General features: G+C 47.3%; 15 protein-coding genes and 4 tRNA genes. 16 read left to right on the forward strand and 3 right to left on the reverse strand.

Going from position 1 to position 14,506, the window contains the following annotated elements:
* Window positions 1-38: 38 nt before the first annotated feature.
* Window positions 39-2,231 (reverse strand): ATP-binding protein, encoded by a 2,193-nt coding sequence (locus tag ACT53G_RS02405; RefSeq protein ID WP_476168599.1) that lies wholly within the window; start codon window positions 2,229-2,231, stop codon window positions 39-41.
* A 233-nt stretch (window positions 2,232-2,464) separates the two neighbouring features.
* Between ACT53G_RS02405 and ACT53G_RS02410 the strand changes: the two genes are divergently transcribed.
* Entirely contained in the window at window positions 2,465-3,580 is a 1,116-nt protein-coding gene (locus tag ACT53G_RS02410) for a DUF2914 domain-containing protein (RefSeq protein WP_379077928.1), read from the forward strand.
* 60 nt (window positions 3,581-3,640) lie between these two features.
* Here the strand turns inward: ACT53G_RS02410 and ACT53G_RS02415 are convergent, their stop codons facing one another.
* Window positions 3,641-4,477, reverse strand: a complete 837-nt coding sequence (locus tag ACT53G_RS02415; protein WP_476168600.1) for a 23S rRNA (adenine(2030)-N(6))-methyltransferase RlmJ — start codon at window positions 4,475-4,477, stop codon at window positions 3,641-3,643.
* A 312-nt stretch (window positions 4,478-4,789) separates the two neighbouring features.
* Between ACT53G_RS02415 and ACT53G_RS02420 the strand changes: the two genes are divergently transcribed.
* From ACT53G_RS02420 to ACT53G_RS02485, 14 genes are all read left to right on the forward strand, one after another.
* Window positions 4,790-5,521: a cation diffusion facilitator family transporter gene (locus tag ACT53G_RS02420; RefSeq protein ID WP_476168601.1), complete on the forward strand. Its 732-nt coding sequence runs from the start codon at window positions 4,790-4,792 to the stop codon at window positions 5,519-5,521.
* A gap of 39 nt (window positions 5,522-5,560) precedes the next feature.
* Window positions 5,561-5,740: a tautomerase family protein gene (locus tag ACT53G_RS02425; RefSeq protein ID WP_018985002.1), complete on the forward strand. Its 180-nt coding sequence runs from the start codon at window positions 5,561-5,563 to the stop codon at window positions 5,738-5,740.
* A gap of 742 nt (window positions 5,741-6,482) precedes the next feature.
* Complete coding sequence (locus ACT53G_RS02430) at window positions 6,483-6,911, forward strand: hypothetical protein (protein WP_476168602.1); 429 nt, start codon at window positions 6,483-6,485, stop codon at window positions 6,909-6,911.
* 82 nt (window positions 6,912-6,993) lie between these two features.
* Window positions 6,994-7,362, forward strand: coding sequence for a transposase (locus ACT53G_RS02435; protein ID WP_476168603.1), 369 nt, complete (start codon window positions 6,994-6,996; stop codon window positions 7,360-7,362).
* Window positions 7,326-8,165 (forward strand): IS3 family transposase, encoded by an 840-nt coding sequence (locus tag ACT53G_RS02440; RefSeq protein WP_476168765.1) that lies wholly within the window; start codon window positions 7,326-7,328, stop codon window positions 8,163-8,165. Before ACT53G_RS02435 ends, ACT53G_RS02440 begins: the two co-directional genes overlap by 37 nt.
* Before the next feature lie 830 nt (window positions 8,166-8,995).
* A complete protein-coding gene (gene uvrC / locus ACT53G_RS02445; protein ID WP_476168604.1) occupies window positions 8,996-10,795 on the forward strand; it encodes an excinuclease ABC subunit UvrC in 1,800 nt (599 codons plus the stop codon).
* Window positions 10,796-10,825: 30 nt separating this feature from the next.
* Window positions 10,826-11,407 carry a CDP-diacylglycerol--glycerol-3-phosphate 3-phosphatidyltransferase gene (gene pgsA, locus ACT53G_RS02450; RefSeq protein WP_476168605.1) on the forward strand — a complete coding sequence of 194 codons (582 nt, stop codon included), beginning with the start codon at window positions 10,826-10,828 and terminating at the stop codon, window positions 11,405-11,407.
* A 106-nt stretch (window positions 11,408-11,513) separates the two neighbouring features.
* Window positions 11,514-11,589: transfer RNA gene (locus ACT53G_RS02455), tRNA-Gly, on the forward strand.
* A 61-nt stretch (window positions 11,590-11,650) separates the two neighbouring features.
* Window positions 11,651-11,724: transfer RNA gene (locus ACT53G_RS02460), tRNA-Cys, on the forward strand.
* A gap of 18 nt (window positions 11,725-11,742) precedes the next feature.
* A tRNA-Gly gene (locus ACT53G_RS02465) sits at window positions 11,743-11,818 on the forward strand.
* 78 nt (window positions 11,819-11,896) lie between these two features.
* Window positions 11,897-11,983 (forward strand) — tRNA-Leu (locus tag ACT53G_RS02470).
* 408 nt (window positions 11,984-12,391) lie between these two features.
* Complete coding sequence (locus tag ACT53G_RS02475; protein WP_476168606.1) at window positions 12,392-12,733, forward strand: hypothetical protein; 342 nt, start codon at window positions 12,392-12,394, stop codon at window positions 12,731-12,733.
* Window positions 12,730-13,104 carry a hypothetical protein gene (locus tag ACT53G_RS02480; RefSeq protein ID WP_476168607.1) on the forward strand — a complete coding sequence of 125 codons (375 nt, stop codon included), beginning with the start codon at window positions 12,730-12,732 and terminating at the stop codon, window positions 13,102-13,104. The genes ACT53G_RS02475 and ACT53G_RS02480 overlap by 4 nt, the downstream gene beginning before the upstream one ends.
* Before the next feature lie 66 nt (window positions 13,105-13,170).
* Entirely contained in the window at window positions 13,171-13,473 is a 303-nt protein-coding gene (locus ACT53G_RS02485) for a hypothetical protein (protein ID WP_476168608.1), read from the forward strand.
* Between the two features lie 103 nt (window positions 13,474-13,576).
* Here the strand turns inward: ACT53G_RS02485 and ACT53G_RS02490 are convergent, their stop codons facing one another.
* On the reverse strand, window positions 13,577-14,077 hold the full coding sequence (locus ACT53G_RS02490) for a hypothetical protein (RefSeq protein WP_476168609.1): 501 nt from the start codon (window positions 14,075-14,077) through the stop codon (window positions 13,577-13,579).
* A 167-nt stretch (window positions 14,078-14,244) separates the two neighbouring features.
* Between ACT53G_RS02490 and ACT53G_RS02495 the strand changes: the two genes are divergently transcribed.
* Window positions 14,245-14,505 carry a hypothetical protein gene (locus ACT53G_RS02495; protein WP_476168610.1) on the forward strand — a complete coding sequence of 87 codons (261 nt, stop codon included), beginning with the start codon at window positions 14,245-14,247 and terminating at the stop codon, window positions 14,503-14,505.
* The last annotated feature ends 1 nt before the right edge of the window (window position 14,506 follow it).

Raw genomic sequence — 14,506 nt, forward strand, 5'->3', positions numbered from 1 at the left:
TGTGCTTGATATTTGGGGATGCCAGGCGCTTGCACTAGCTATTTTTTTGACCGCTTGGATGAAAGCTTGTCTCGCTGTTGCATGAGCTGGCCACGGGTTTCTTCGTAGCAGTCTGCAACTGCCTGATATAGCAGGGAAATGGTCGAGGCATCCTTCATGTTTAAGCCCAGCAGGCGACGACTGTGCTTGCTCAATGGAATCAGACCCATGTTGGCGGATTCCCCAGCCAGGCTGTGCGCCAGTGTATGAACTTGTGCAAAGTTGAGGTCCATGCATTGCTTGCCTAAGTCGCGGACTAGGTCATCTGTTGTCTCGATAAACTCGCGGATAAGTTTGTTTAAAAACGCCTCGCTGCCACCGAGCTTGAGCAAGTGCGCCATACGGTCTTGATCCAGCAGCGGCTCGGTCATCGGTGCAATGGTCGGGATACTTTCTGCGGTTGCCGAGGGATGCGCATCTGCTGGCGATTGCGCTTTGCCACGTTTTTTCGAAGCGGCTGTGGTGACGGCAAGCGCCTCTGCGCCTGCTTGCGTGTCCAGCGTGCTTGTAATGGCTTCCACCAGTGTTTGAATCTGGCGCGACACCACTGGCTTGGTCAATACCTGATAGACCCCGGCGCGCAAACAGCGATCCTGTGTGGCTTTGGTGGCATCGGCGGTGAGGATCACGGTACGGATAGGCTGACTGCCCGGCAAGGCATGATAGATCCTGAACACCTCCAGGCCATTCATTTCCGGCATGTTGTAATCCAGGATCATCAGGTCAAACTGATGCTGCTCCAGCATATCAAGCGCGGCATCACCGTTGTCTACGGATTTCACCACACAGTGCATTCTTTGCAGGGTCTCATTCAGGATCATCCGGTTGACCACATTATCATCTGCAATCAGCACACGGATTTTTTTGCGGAATCGGGTGTGGCTACTTAATGGCACCACATTGGAGGCGTTATCCAGGTTGATTTCGGTGCTCCGGTCAACACTGGGCGCGATTGCGTGGGTCAGTGGCAAGCTGACCTCAAATACCGTCCCTACATTTTCCTTGCTGCTCACGCTAATGCTGCCACCCATGACCTCAACCAGTTGCTTGGCAATCGTCGTACCCAAGCCTGTGCCGCCATAACGCCGGGTGATGCTGCTATCTGCCTGGGTGAAACTGTCAAAAATAAAAGGCAAGGCCTCTGCCTTGATGCCGATGCCGCTATCCTGGATGCGGAAACATAACAGGCTGCGGTTGGCATACTGTTCCAGGACACTGACCGTGATCTCGACGCCACCGTGCTGCGTGAATTTAATCGCGTTGGCGATCAAATTGGTCAATATCTGCTCCAGATGGTGCATGCTGCCAGAAAAGTGCCGTTCCGCTTCATTGGCGAGATTGAACTTCAACCAGAGTTGCTTGCGTTCCACTTCAAGTTGAAACACGAGGTGCAAGCGGTTGATCAAGTCGGGCAGGTAAAAAGCAATCTCTTCGAGATCGACTTTACCTTTTTCAATCTTGCTGATATCAAGCACGTCATTGATGAGCTTTTTCAGGCTGCTGGCTGAGGCCCCAACCATATTCAAGAGTTCGGCTTGTTTGCGGTCAAGCTTGGTCTGGGCCAGCAGTTCACTGGCGCCAATAATGCCATTGAGCGGTGTGCGCATTTCATGGCTGATATTCGACAGAAAGTTTGTCTTTGCCTCGCTGGCCTGGTCAGCCTCTTTGGTAGCTTTTTCCAGGCTCACCAGCAACCGTAGGGCATGCGGTGGAATCAGTAACAGCGTCAGCAAAAAGCCATAAGCCAGATGCTGGTGTTCTATCCAATAAGGGTTTAAATACAAGGTTAGACTAAAGCCCACCAGACTTAGCATATAGCAGCCTTTGAAAAACTTGGTGCCATAACGCAAGCCATAGCCAATAATCAGCCACAGATAAATGCCGATAAATACGCCGGCCATCGCCCCCGAGATCATTTGCTCTAGCGAGGTGGCAGTGATGTCCATCACCATGGCGGTCCATTGCCGTTTTTCGTTTTTGGCCGGGTTGCGCAAGATGTTATACAACATCAGAAAACCAAAGCCCAGATAAATCAGACACAACAATACGGGTTCATAGCTGCTGCGATTAATCAGCAAGTAAAGCGTAATCATGCTGACAAAAAGCACGCGGATCAGTGCCTGCTCAGTTTCATAACTGACAGATTTGATCTCGCTTACTTTGTACACCAACTGCTTTACTAGGGTTCGCATGTTTGATGGGATATCAGGGTATTAGCCAATGATTAGTGAGAGAAAAACTTAACTTTATTGATAGTTAACGGCTTTTTCTTAAGATAACTTAAAGTTTAACAGGCAAGGTTTGATTATCAAAGTAAGTTTACTTTTCAAACGCGCAAAATAAGATTGTGTTTCGTGCAGCGCATGCGCAAAATACCGCCCTGATACAAAACGCTGCCTGATGACAGATGTGGAAAGTGTAATGAATGATGACTGATCAAGCGCCAGCCCTTTCAAGATGGTCACGTTGGCTCGCCCGTAGCCGCATGGCGCTGCCGATCGTGTTTTTTATCGGCGGCTTTGTCTGGGACGCGATTACCATAGGCAAAAAAGTCGCCATGTCCGACATGATCATTTTTGCCTTGTATTTGCTGGTGGCCGCTATTCTCATGTACCAGTTGGCCGAACCTTCTTCTTCCATCCGGCGGCTAGGCGAGCGGCTGTTGAGCTTCCAATGGGTACAGCACAAAGTCACGCGCTGGCCAGTGCACGATTGGCCATACTGGGTATTACAATTTTTGTTTGGCAGCCTGTTAAGCGCTCTGTTTATTCTGTACTTCAAAAGCTCCAGCGAGGGCGTGGCCTGGATTATTACCCTGGTGTTGGGCGCGTTGCTGGTCGCCAACGAGTTTCTTGAGAGTGAATACCGGCGCCTGAGCTTGTGCTGGAGCATGTTCGGCCTGTGTTCCATCCTCTGGTGTAACTTTGCCTTTCCCTTTTTGTTTGGCAGCGTGCATGCGGCTTGGTTTTACCTGAGTACCTTGCTCGGGGCGACCATCACTTATGTGCTTTACCAGCGCGCGCCGCATCATAGAGGCCGAATCTGGCCAGTGTGGGCAATCGCCGGGTTACTCATGCTGGCTTACCAGCAAGACATGATTCCGCCTGTGCCGTTGGTCAAGCAAGCCGTGGTGGTAGCCTACGATCTGGAAAAGTCACCACAAGGCTACTGGATGACGGTGGAAAAGTCGCCCTGGTGGCAGTTTTGGCGGGTGGATACCGACCATTTTTACTTGCAGCCCGGTCAACGGCTGGTATGCTTTTCTGCCATTTTTGCGCCACAAGGCCTCAAAACCCATCTGCTGCATGATTGGCAGAAAAAACAGGGCGACCAGTGGGTGAGTGTCTCTACCCCGGGGTTTTCATTGACAGGCGGACGTGACAGCGGTTATCGCGGCTATACCTATAAAACCAATCTCACGCCAGGCGAGTGGCGGGTGCGTATCCAGACTGGCAACCGGCAAACCATCGCCAGCCATCAATTTACCGTCACGCTTGGGCAGGGCAGGGATACGCATAAACGCATCCGTATCCGCTATTAGTGGCATGGCTGTTTGCCCATTCCAGCTCGCCTAATCAAGACTAGTTGAATCAAGCCCAGTCTAGCGCTGTTTGCCTTCGCAACTGGCATGCGCGCCTGCATCTTGCGCTAACACTTGTGCCAGCCACGGCAGGTGTGGCTCTACCGATTGCCGCAAGGTCCACGGCGGGTTAATCACCCACATGCCACTGCCATACATGCCAAAGCCGTCGGCTGAAGGTTGTTCTACATCTAGCGTCACATGCAAAAAGTCCGTCTCCAGGCGGCGCAGCTTGTCTATCATTTGCTGCGGTTCTGGGCGTTGCAAGCGCGGGTACCAGATTAAATAAGTGCCTGTGGCAAAGCGCTTCAGGCTGTCTTTAATGCAATCCACCACGCGCGCATAATCGTCTTTAACTTCATAAGGCGGATCAATCAGCACGATGCCACGTTTGGTCGGTGGCGGCAGGCAAGCCTTGATGCCCTCAAAGCCATCTTTTTGCTGAATCGCGATTTGCCGTTTTTGTGATGCAAATTGCTGTTCCAGCAAAGCCGCATCGGCCGGGTGTAGCTCAAACAAGCGTAATTTATCCACCGGGTTGATTAAGTGGCTGGCCAGCCAGGGTGAGCCCGGGTAAAGCATGGGCTGATCTTTATTTGCTGCGGCAACAGCCTCCAGATAGATTTGAAACGGCTCAGGCGCCTGGCTTTGCTGCAAACGCTGAATGCCATCCACGTATTCTGCTGTTTTATTCGCCACGCTACTGTCCAGGCGATACAGTCCGGCCCCCGCATGGGTATCAACCACCCAATAAGGCTTATCCTTCTGATTAAAATAATCCAGCACCAGGCTGAATATCCAGTGTTTTAAAACGTCGGCATGGTTGCCAGCATGAAAGGCGTGTCGGTAACTTAACATGATGATTTTCTCTACAAGCCAGCATTATCCCAGATTTTTCAATAGAGACCGTTTTCTGTCAGAAAGTCGATAGGGTGCTTTTATAAAATCAAGTGACTTATGTTTAGAATGCATGGGCTAGACAAGGCGCGATTAAAAAAATCTGACGCAGCATATAAGTAATATGTTTTGTAAGGAAGCGTTTTTTGCGAGCATTCGCTTTGCGAATTGCCTGCTTAACCCACTATATGAGCAACGCCGTATCGCGACGTAAATTGAATTTATAGAAGTGCCCTATTGTGAAAAACAGCTAATTTGCATTAGCATGCCATCATGAAGCCTAGCCATACACCTCACGAACATTCTCACTCTACTGGCCGCTGCCCCTATGGTCACGATCACGCAGATCATCACGGGCATGATCACAATCATGAACACGCACATAGCCATGATGATCACGAGCACGGTAACCCGTTTTGGCTGCCATTTCTCGCCATTTCCGTCTTTACCGTGGTCGAGTTTGTCGGTGGCTGGTGGACACAATCCCTCGCCTTGCTCAGTGACGCCTGGCACATGCTGTTTGACGTGCTGGCACTCGGCCTTGCGATGTGGGCAGCACAGCAGGCGCGCAGTGGGCATCCTGCCTCAAAACACACCGAGCGTCGGGTCTCCATGATCAACGCCGTCTCCATGCTGCTAGTCACCGGCTGGATTGTCTACGAAGCCATCGAGCGCTTGCAAAATCCGCGGCCAGTCGCAGGCGGCTATGTCAGCATTATTGCCCTGGTAGGCTTATTGGTTAACATCGTTGTTGCCAAACACATGCATCATCAGCAACACCATCACGGCGGTGATGAAAACTTAAACCACCGTGCCGCATTCCTGCATGTGTTAGGCGACTTACTCGGCTCGGTTACCGCCGTGGTCGCCGGGGTGGTCATCTACTTTACCGGCTGGATGAGCATAGACCCCATCCTCTCTATCCTGATTTCAGTACTGCTGCTGGTGGTCACGCTCAACCTCATCCGCGATATTCTCCGCGGTGGTGCAGGCCATCATCACTAGTTTAAAGATCATTTAACCAACCACAGAAGGAGCGTCAATATGCCTTATGTCAATGTGAAACTAGCAGGCTCAGTCACCAAAGAGCAGAAAAAACAAATCGCCAAAGAGATTACCGAAACGCTGCAAAAGCATGCGCACAAGCCAGCGAATTACACATATATAGTGTTTGAAGAGGTTGAGTATGAGGACTGGGCGATAGGTGGAGAGCTTTTAGGGTAGCTAGTGTTAGTGATCAGGTGTGTTTTGTTATTGATTTAATAAAAAGGTTTTTACTTATGATTATTAAATTGATTAATATAAACAAAGGGTTATTTAAAATTATGGTTGATTGTATCAATAGCTCTGCCTCAGGATATACACCGATTTCGGTGTCTACATTACGTTAGGCATAAAAATAGGCTGAATATGATAAAAGAATTCCTTAAGCTTCCTTGGCATACGACTCTACTAATTTTTATTGTTGGAATATGGGGAATTTATTCATATGTGGGTATAGGATTCGTTTTGTACACAGCGCCCCCTCTTGTAAATTTAAGTTTATTTGAATATTACCTATTTTTCTCTAGTCCTACTCTAATGTTACTTTCAGGCATTCTTCTCTACAAAAGAAGCAAAAAAACCATTATTCCTTTTGCATTACTACCATTTTCATTTTATTTTACCGCCTTCAATTTATACCCCGAACAGCTTAGCCTTAGTTTTAACTACCGACCATTTGATATTAATTACTTTTCAGGCATTCCATTAACTTTTCGCATTCCTATGATATTTTTCTTTCTGTGCTGCGTTTACTATTTCTTTCTGAGAAAACATGGGTTGTTAAATAATGCCTAACCTATCCATCAAGCGGGACTGGCGAAAGCGCACTTCGATGATACAATTTTCAGTAACTAGAGTTGAGCCACCGATGTCGCCAGCCCCTTATGTCAAACGTTATGCATAATCTTTGGAAAGAGTAATTATGTTTAGTTTCCTTAAAAAGAATAAGCCGAGCACTATTGATGAGTTTATGGTTCTTGAAGCTGCAAAGTTAGTCAAGCTATTAAAAAAGGCGGGAAATTTAGATTTCAGGGAGGCATCCTTAGATTTAGTTGATGCTGATCTTCACGACTATCATTTAAGGCTTGGCGAATTTTCAGAAGAGCTACATATAATGTTCTCCGCATATATCTTTGAGTGCGCCAAAAAACAATTTGGTGGTCGGTATCTTAATGGGAACGAGAGAAATCCTTATATTCTAGTTATTGGGGAGCCTGATTTTCAAATTGGCTTTAGTGCAATGGAGAAGGTTATCATGCGCATTGATAATGGTTCGGACGACAACATACGCTTTTTCTATCAAGGTATTGCCCCGTTATTTAATGCAAAAAAGTCAGCCACTTTAATTTAATGCATAACCCATCATTCAAGCGGGACTGTGGACTTGCCTTAGAAAAGTAGACACATCGACCTAACTTTTTAGGAGATGTTAAATGGCAAGAACAATCAAACGGATATACGCACGATATTCGGAATCATTTAAAGCTGAGGCACTTCGATTAGCCTCCCAACCTGGTGTATTGGTGCAAGACGTAGCCCATTCTCTAGACATTCATCCCTTTATGCTGTCACGATGGAAAAAACAATCTCGTGAAGGGCTGATTATGGCAAATCCACCAAGCGATAAACCTGAGCTGGTTAATGAAGCAGAGCTACTGCGCCTTCGCGAGGTAGAAAAAGCCTACGCCCAGCTGAAGCTGGAGCATGACCTTTTAAAAAAAGCCATCAAATTCACTTCAGAGGCAAAACGGACATCTTCCGTTTCATTGCCCAAAATAGCCAAGATTTCTCGATCCAAATGATGTGCGAGAAATACAAGGTATCGCGCAGTGGATTCTACGCATGGCAGAGGCGTCCAGTATCAGCACGTACAGTGTCAGATGGGCAATTGTGTGAACAGATTAAAGCAATACACAAAAGCAGCCACGAAGCTTATGGCAGCCCGCGTATCTATGCCGCGCTTAGGCAACAAGGGCTCCACTGTGGGCGTAACAAGGTTGCACAGTTGATGCGCCAGATGGGCCTTGCAGGCAGAGCAAGTCGACTGTACTGGCGGAATGCAGGGAGTCACGCATTCTTTCAGCGTCATGGTAATGAGAAGCTTGGCATGACAGAACCTACCAGCATCAATCAATTGTGGGTGGGCGATGTGACCTTTATTAAAACGGGCAATGGTTGGCAATTTTTAGCCGTGGTAATGGATATGTTCTCACGTCGCATTGTTGGCTGGGCATTGGACAATCATCGTAAGGCGAGCTTAACCTGTACGGCACTGAAGATGGCCATCAAGCAAAGAAAACCTACAGCTGGCCTATGGTTTCATTCAGACCGAGGGATTGAGTATGCCGCGCTTGAATATCAGGCCTTGTTAAGGCAACATGGCATTCAGCCAAGTATGAACCGACCAAGGCAGTGTACCGATAATGCACACATGGAGTCATTCTTCCATTCGTTTAAAAGTGAGTGGATACATGGCAATCGTTTTAAAGGGGGCGAGGATTTGAAAGTGGCAATTAAGCAATATATTGATGACTTTTATAACCCGGTACGGTTGCATTCGGGTATTGGGTATCAATCACCGATTTCGGTGGAAATGATCGGTTAGATGATGTCCACTTTTTACAGGCAAGATCACTGGCTAAAGCCAGCCCCTTAATTCAAACGTTGGGCAACTTGATCGCAATATGCCTACTCACCTAATTCTCATTGTTGCATTCTGCCTTGCGACACCGCCTACACTAGCGGCTAACGTAATGGAGTGCTCAAAGAATACAGAAACCAAAGTTATGCGCCTTCTTCAGTCAAAAATTCGTTCCAACGTTCTCTATCGCTGGACGAAAGAACAATGCCTGTTGATCATTACCGAAGCTTGTGACAGCCGTACTGCCGAAATTGCAGTTCGAGAAAATCACACAGCCGCATGCGGTGGCGATCCCGCGACTATACCGATAGTTGATCGATTTAGAGTTCATATTCGCTCTCAAAAAATAGAGTGGTATTACGCTGCCGATGGTAAGTACGTAAACTTCTCAAAGGTGCATTCACTTGGCCACCGCTAATTTTCCAATCCATCCATCAAGCGGGACGCAATAAAGCGAGCCGCTTACTTAAAACTACAAGGGCTTCCCCATTTTAGAAATAGTTATCTGCAATATTTTTGTGTGTATTTAAGTTTTTTAGCGCATCTGTATCCTTTGCTGAAGTCAGTGTTAAGCGAGAAGGTGAAGGACCGCGGTACTACAAACCGGCTATATTGGGCATTGTCGGCTCGGACCCTGATGAAAGACGCGTTTAGGGGCCTTATTCGTTAGTCGGGTATAAAACTCCCCTAGAGTTAAACAGACACTCCCATCGCGGGTCCAACCCGCTACACATCAACGCTGGCAGTTCAGCTGTGATTCACCCACGCAAATGGCTAAATGCTAAAATGTTGCTATGTTTGACCCCAAACCCATCCTCAAAAACCTTCCAAACCTGCCAGGCGTTTACCGCATGCTCAATGCGGAAAATACTGTGATCTATGTCGGCAAGGCCAAAGATTTAAAAAAGCGGGTTTCGAGTTACTTTAATAAAAATCTCGCCAGTCCGCGTACCAAAATGATGGTGTCGCAGATTACCAATATCGAGACCACGGTCACGCGCTCTGAGGCTGAAGCGTTGCTGCTTGAGAATAACCTTATCAAGAGCATCATGCCGCGTTATAACGTGTTGTTTCGCGACGATAAGTCTTATCCCTATATTAGCCTGACGGGCGATGCGTTTCCGCGGCTGGCGTTCCATCGTGGCACCCAGCGTAAAGGACATCAGTATTTTGGGCCTTTCCCCAGCTCGCCAGCGGTGCGTGAGAGCATACAGTTGCTGCAAAAGGTGTTTAAGCTGCGCACCTGTGAAAACACGGTATTTGCCAATCGGTCACGGCCTTGTTTGCAGTATCAGATTGCACGGTGTACTGCACCGTGTGTGAACCTGATTTCGCAGGAAGATTATGCGAGTGATGTGCGTCACGCAGCGCTGTTTTTGCTCGGCAAAACCAGTGAAGTGATGGATTCATTGGCGGATGGGATGAATGCTGCAGCCGAGGCGATGGAATACGAGCAGGCGGCGGTGTTGCGTGACCGGATTCAGGCCTTGCGTCAGGTGCAGGCCAAGCAGTTTGTCAGTGACTTTAGCGTGAGTGATGCGGATGTGATTGCTTGCGCGGAGATTGAGGGCCAGCACTGCATTAACCTGGTGATGATCCGTGGTGGGCGCCATTTGGGTGACAAGAGCTTTTTCCCCAAGAATGCGCAGGATGCTGAGCTGGTAGAAACGGTAGAGGCGTTTATTACCCAGTATTATGTGGCGCAAAACACGCCGCCTTTGCTGGTGTGCGGGGCGGAGATCGACAAAACAGAGTTCGAAACCATGCTTAGCGAGCAGGCCGAGCGCAAAATCCGCGTGCTGACCAATGCCATTGGCGATAAAAAGGTCTGGCTCAAGATGGCGCAGACCAATGCAGAACTGGCGTTGCAACAACGGCAGGCGACTTCGGCCAACCAGCAGGCGCGTTTGCTCTCGTTGCGTGAGGCGCTTAACCTTGCCGAGAACACCGAGCGCATTGAGTGCTTTGATATCAGCCATACCATGGGTGAAGCCACGGTAGGCAGTTGCGTGGTGTTTGACCGTGGTGATATGCAAAACAGTGAATACCGCCGCTATAACGTCACAGGCATCACGCCAGGCGATGATTATGCGGCGATGCGGGATGTGCTGACCCGTCGCTATAAAAAAGTCGCGGCGGGCGAGGGCAAGCGCCCAGACCTGATTTTTATTGATGGTGGCAAGGGCCAGTTGGGCGTGGCGATGGAGGTCATGCAGGAGGTCGGTTTAGACGATATCCTGCTGATTGGTATTGCCAAGGGTGAAGAGCGCAAACCGGGCCTCGAAACCATGATTTTCTCCGACACCGGCGAAATGCTGAATTTACCCGTGGATAATCCCGGCTTGCACCTGCTGCAACAAATCCGCGACGAAGCGCATCGGTTTGCCATTACCGGCCACCGGGCCAAGCGCGCCAAAGCGCGCATCACCTCTAGCCTGGAAGAGATTGAAGGGGTAGGGGCCAAGCGCCGCAAAGCCTTGTTGACGCGATTTGGTGGCCTGGATGCGATAAAAAGTGCTAGCATAGACGAGATTGCACAAGTCGAAGGCATTAGCCTAGCACTGGCGCAAACCATATACGAACGATTGCATTAAGCCATTGCAACAGCCCTGAGCAAAATAACCATGTGGAATGTCCCCAATATACTCACCCTGCTACGCATCGCGATGATCCCGGTGTTTGTTGGAATCTTCTTTTTGCCCGCGAATGCCGTCGCTAGCGACGGGCTACCAGCACACTGGGTGAACCTCACCGCTGCCAGTGTGTTTATTCTGGCCTCATTCACCGACTGGCTGGATGGCTACTGGGCCCGCAAATATCACCAAATGTCCAAGTTTGGCGCGTTTCTTGACCCAGTGGCTGACAAGCTGATGGTGGCCGCCGCCTTGATTGTGCTGGTGGAGTTGCACCGGGTCGGCGCTGTCGTTGCATTGATTATCATCGGCCGCGAAATTGCCATCAGTGCCTTGCGCGAGTGGATGGCCAGCATAGGCAAAAGCGCCAATGTTGCGGTCGCCATGGTTGGGAAAATCAAAACGGCGGCACAAATGGTCGCCATCATCCTGCTACTTTGGTTTGATCCGCTGCTTGGCATCAACATCCAGTGGCTGGGTGAATGGCTCATTGTCATTGCCGCATTGCTGACCCTGATCTCCATGGGTTACTACCTGCGCGCGGCGTGGCCGGCGATACGCGAAACCATCTAAAAAAGCAAGGCGAAAAAAGACATATTATTTTCAAAATCTTCCTTGACACCGGTCTCAAAATCATTAAAATGCCAGCTTCTTTACGACACATGACGTAAGGAAATACGCGGGAATAGCTCAGTTGGTAGAGCGCAACCTTGCCAAGGTTGAGGTCGCGAGTTCGAGACTCGTTTCCCGCTCCAAATTCTGGGGAAAGCGCGGCTTTCCCTTTTTAACATAAGTTGTTTTTATGTTGTTGGTTCTGGCGCGATAGCAAAGCGGTTATGCCGCGGCCTGCAAAGCCGTTTAGGCCGGTTCGACTCCGGCTCGCGCCTCCAGTCTCATGTAGTAAATATGCGGGAATAGCTCAGTTGGTAGAGCGCAACCTTGCCAAGGTTGAGGTCGCGAGTTCGAGACTCGTTTCCCGCTCCAAATTTCTCTCAAGCACACATTCTGGCCGCTATGCAAAATAGACGACAGTGCTAGAATACAAAGCTTGCTAGACCTACCGCCCGGATGGTGAAACTGGTAGACACAAGGGACTTAAAATCCCTCGGCTTAACGGCTGTGCCGGTTCGATTCCGGCTCCGGGCACCATTTTTTATAAAATAAAACCAGCAACTTAGCTGGTTTTTTTTGTTTCTTTTTATTTCTTTATATTTTTCTAAATATTGCCAGAAAAAATAACCACTGTGGCAAATTTGTGTCAAAAAACAATTTCATATGCATTATTTAATCTGTTGACACTAAAAAATTAAAAGTAACCTATAAAAACAGTAAGGGTACCGCTGCCCATGGTGTTGTATGTAATTCCGAAATTCAGCGCGATTTCAAAAGACCTTATAGGTTGTAGACAGGTGTCCCGTGGTTAGATAGTTAAGCCAATCTAACCTTCACTGATTCTTCAGAGCAAAGTTGCGCAGGAGTTGCGCAGCCGGCCTTCCAAGTCGCTGTCACCAATGAGTGATAGATCCTCATGGCTTTTTCCTTAAACAAGGAAAAATCATGTCTAGTGACGATTATGAACGTTCAGCTTTAGCAGACCTTCCTGATTTTGTTGATGTAACTCTGTTATCCAAGATCACTGGAATTACTGAGCAAAGAATTTACGCTCGCAGGGTAATCCAGAAGTCAAATAAAGAAAAGGCAGACGTATTGCCGCTTCCGTTCTTAGTACCTCATTCCAAAGCCCTTTTATTTACTAAAGCGGCTGTGATCGATTGGTTTGTACTAAAGAACACCACTCAAGAACAGATTAAGTCCGTAAGTGGAGGTCGGGGACGCCCACCGGGTAGTAAAAACCGTAAAGGAATTGGGCGTAATGCTCTAGAAAGTGCCACATCATGAGTCGTCAAAGAGTCATCGATGAGTACTTTTGGGACGATCCTGATATGGCCGAATATACTGTCGAGACCCGTTTAACCCTTCTTATCTTCCTTACCAATAGGTTCAGTAACATCATTGGTATATATCGCGTCAACTGGCGAACACTGGGCGCTTCCTTTGGTTGGAGCCCTAAGCAGACGATCAATGCTGCTTTGCTTGTCGAAACGCTAGGTGGAATGCGTATAGATGCGGATTCAGGATGGGTTTGGGTGTTGGATTGGTGGAAACATAATTCCATCAAAGGAGCACTCACGGGTAATGTTGCTAAAAAAGCATGTGCAGAGTTACAGGCCGTACCTGAGGCCTGGCGTAATGATGTCTCCATTGGTTGACGCAATGTGACTCTGAAGGGGCTTATAAGGGGCTTGCAAGGGCCAGACGCAACCAATAATTTGATAATGAGTGATTTATATGTTACTGTAACTTTAATTTTTGATGAAAGGAAAAGCATGAAATCAATTTTGTCTGTTTTATTATTGTCATTCGCAATCAATGCTGCTGCTGGGAAAGCGACAGACATTGAAAATCACTTTAATCTGATTAATCAGTGTAAGTTTGATGCCTATCAAAACATTAAAAAAGACGCTGAGAACCAACGCTTGAAAATTAAAGTAGATGCTAAAGTAAGTAATGCTTTAAACCGAAAAAATTTCGGGATAGAAAACGCAGAGGACAAAACCAACAATTACGAATGCCTTTGAAAACTCTCAAAATACAAATAGCTTAAACTTACCCACAGCCCGCTAGCGATAGAAGCGCGCGGGCTATGGATAAGGTTTACAATATACCATCAAGCTCCTGCTTTTAATCTTCCTGGAATTTGTCTTTGTTTGATTCGATGATGTTTATAACTTCTTTGTAAGCACTCAACTCGAGTCTATGATTTGATCGTGCGACAAATACCCATACAATCAAACAGGTAGTGAGAAAAACTAAACTCCAATTTGCATTCTCTTCAAATTTTTCATTGAATAAAAGTAGCATAGCTATAGTGAAGGCTAAAAATGTATGAAGGTAATTAAGGAAGTCGATCTGATAACCAAAAACTTCAGTTTTGTTTTTGTAAAACAATAAAGCTTTCATCCATTTGGTTTTGTAATCTGCATGTTTCTTCAACTCAGTAACAACATACTTTGAGAAATTATTCTGAAAAGCCAGTTGCTTGCCGGCCCAAGATAGCTTGGATTGTTGACGCATGTTGCTACAAAGAAACTCATACCATTTTTTGCTTCGTAAATGCTCAGTTTCGAGCTTAAGTTTCCTTTGTCTGTAAACAGCAATAATTCTGTCGACGGTGTATTCCATGTGAGTAAGTTATCCTCTTTGGGGACACTCTTGATATTTTCGAATGCCCCTTATTTAAGTTTTAATAATTCAACAATTTTTTTAGGTAAATTTGTTGACCTTAATCGCTATTTTAGTTGTTTGATTTAAAAACTAGCTTCATTTAAAAATATGTTACAGTAACTTCCATGGATGAAGTAATAGTTGAAAAGAAAAAAAGAGGTCGACCCAAAGCTGATACACAGTTGACATCTGCGCAACGACAGGCACAGACACGAGGTAAAGCTCATTCTGCTCTAATGGTCGTTGAGTTAGGGCTGGCAAAACAGTTGATATCCGAAATGTCTACAAGCAATCTTATTTCAGCTTTGCCAAAACTCATGGCAGACAAGCAAAAAATGTTGGTTCCCGTAGTCTGCAATGAGTTAATAAAACGTGTTGGAAAGTAAC

Source organism: Methylophilus sp. DMC18 (assembly GCF_056314005.1).

What these genes read in the sequence shown, in the direction of transcription:
- ACT53G_RS02425 (WP_018985002.1), top strand. Translation starts at nt 5,561, where the DNA reads ATGCCTTATGTCAATGTGAAACTAGCAGGCTCAGTCACCAAAGAGCAG.
- ACT53G_RS02495 (WP_476168610.1), top strand. Translation starts at nt 14,245, where the DNA reads ATGGATGAAGTAATAGTTGAAAAGAAAAAAAGAGGTCGACCCAAAGCT.
- ACT53G_RS02415 (WP_476168600.1), bottom strand. Translation starts at nt 4,477, where the DNA reads ATGTTAAGTTACCGACACGCCTTTCATGCTGGCAACCATGCCGACGTT.
- ACT53G_RS02480 (WP_476168607.1), top strand. Translation starts at nt 12,730, where the DNA reads ATGAGTCGTCAAAGAGTCATCGATGAGTACTTTTGGGACGATCCTGAT.
- ACT53G_RS02420 (WP_476168601.1), top strand. Translation starts at nt 4,790, where the DNA reads ATGAAGCCTAGCCATACACCTCACGAACATTCTCACTCTACTGGCCGC.
- ACT53G_RS02430 (WP_476168602.1), top strand. Translation starts at nt 6,483, where the DNA reads ATGTTTAGTTTCCTTAAAAAGAATAAGCCGAGCACTATTGATGAGTTT.
- uvrC (WP_476168604.1), top strand. Translation starts at nt 8,996, where the DNA reads ATGTTTGACCCCAAACCCATCCTCAAAAACCTTCCAAACCTGCCAGGC.
- ACT53G_RS02405 (WP_476168599.1), bottom strand. Translation starts at nt 2,231, where the DNA reads ATGCGAACCCTAGTAAAGCAGTTGGTGTACAAAGTAAGCGAGATCAAA.
- ACT53G_RS02435 (WP_476168603.1), top strand. Translation starts at nt 6,994, where the DNA reads ATGGCAAGAACAATCAAACGGATATACGCACGATATTCGGAATCATTT.
- ACT53G_RS02410 (WP_379077928.1), top strand. Translation starts at nt 2,465, where the DNA reads ATGATGACTGATCAAGCGCCAGCCCTTTCAAGATGGTCACGTTGGCTC.
- ACT53G_RS02490 (WP_476168609.1), bottom strand. Translation starts at nt 14,077, where the DNA reads ATGGAATACACCGTCGACAGAATTATTGCTGTTTACAGACAAAGGAAA.
- pgsA (WP_476168605.1), top strand. Translation starts at nt 10,826, where the DNA reads ATGTGGAATGTCCCCAATATACTCACCCTGCTACGCATCGCGATGATC.
- ACT53G_RS02485 (WP_476168608.1), top strand. Translation starts at nt 13,171, where the DNA reads ATGAGTGATTTATATGTTACTGTAACTTTAATTTTTGATGAAAGGAAA.
- ACT53G_RS02475 (WP_476168606.1), top strand. Translation starts at nt 12,392, where the DNA reads ATGTCTAGTGACGATTATGAACGTTCAGCTTTAGCAGACCTTCCTGAT.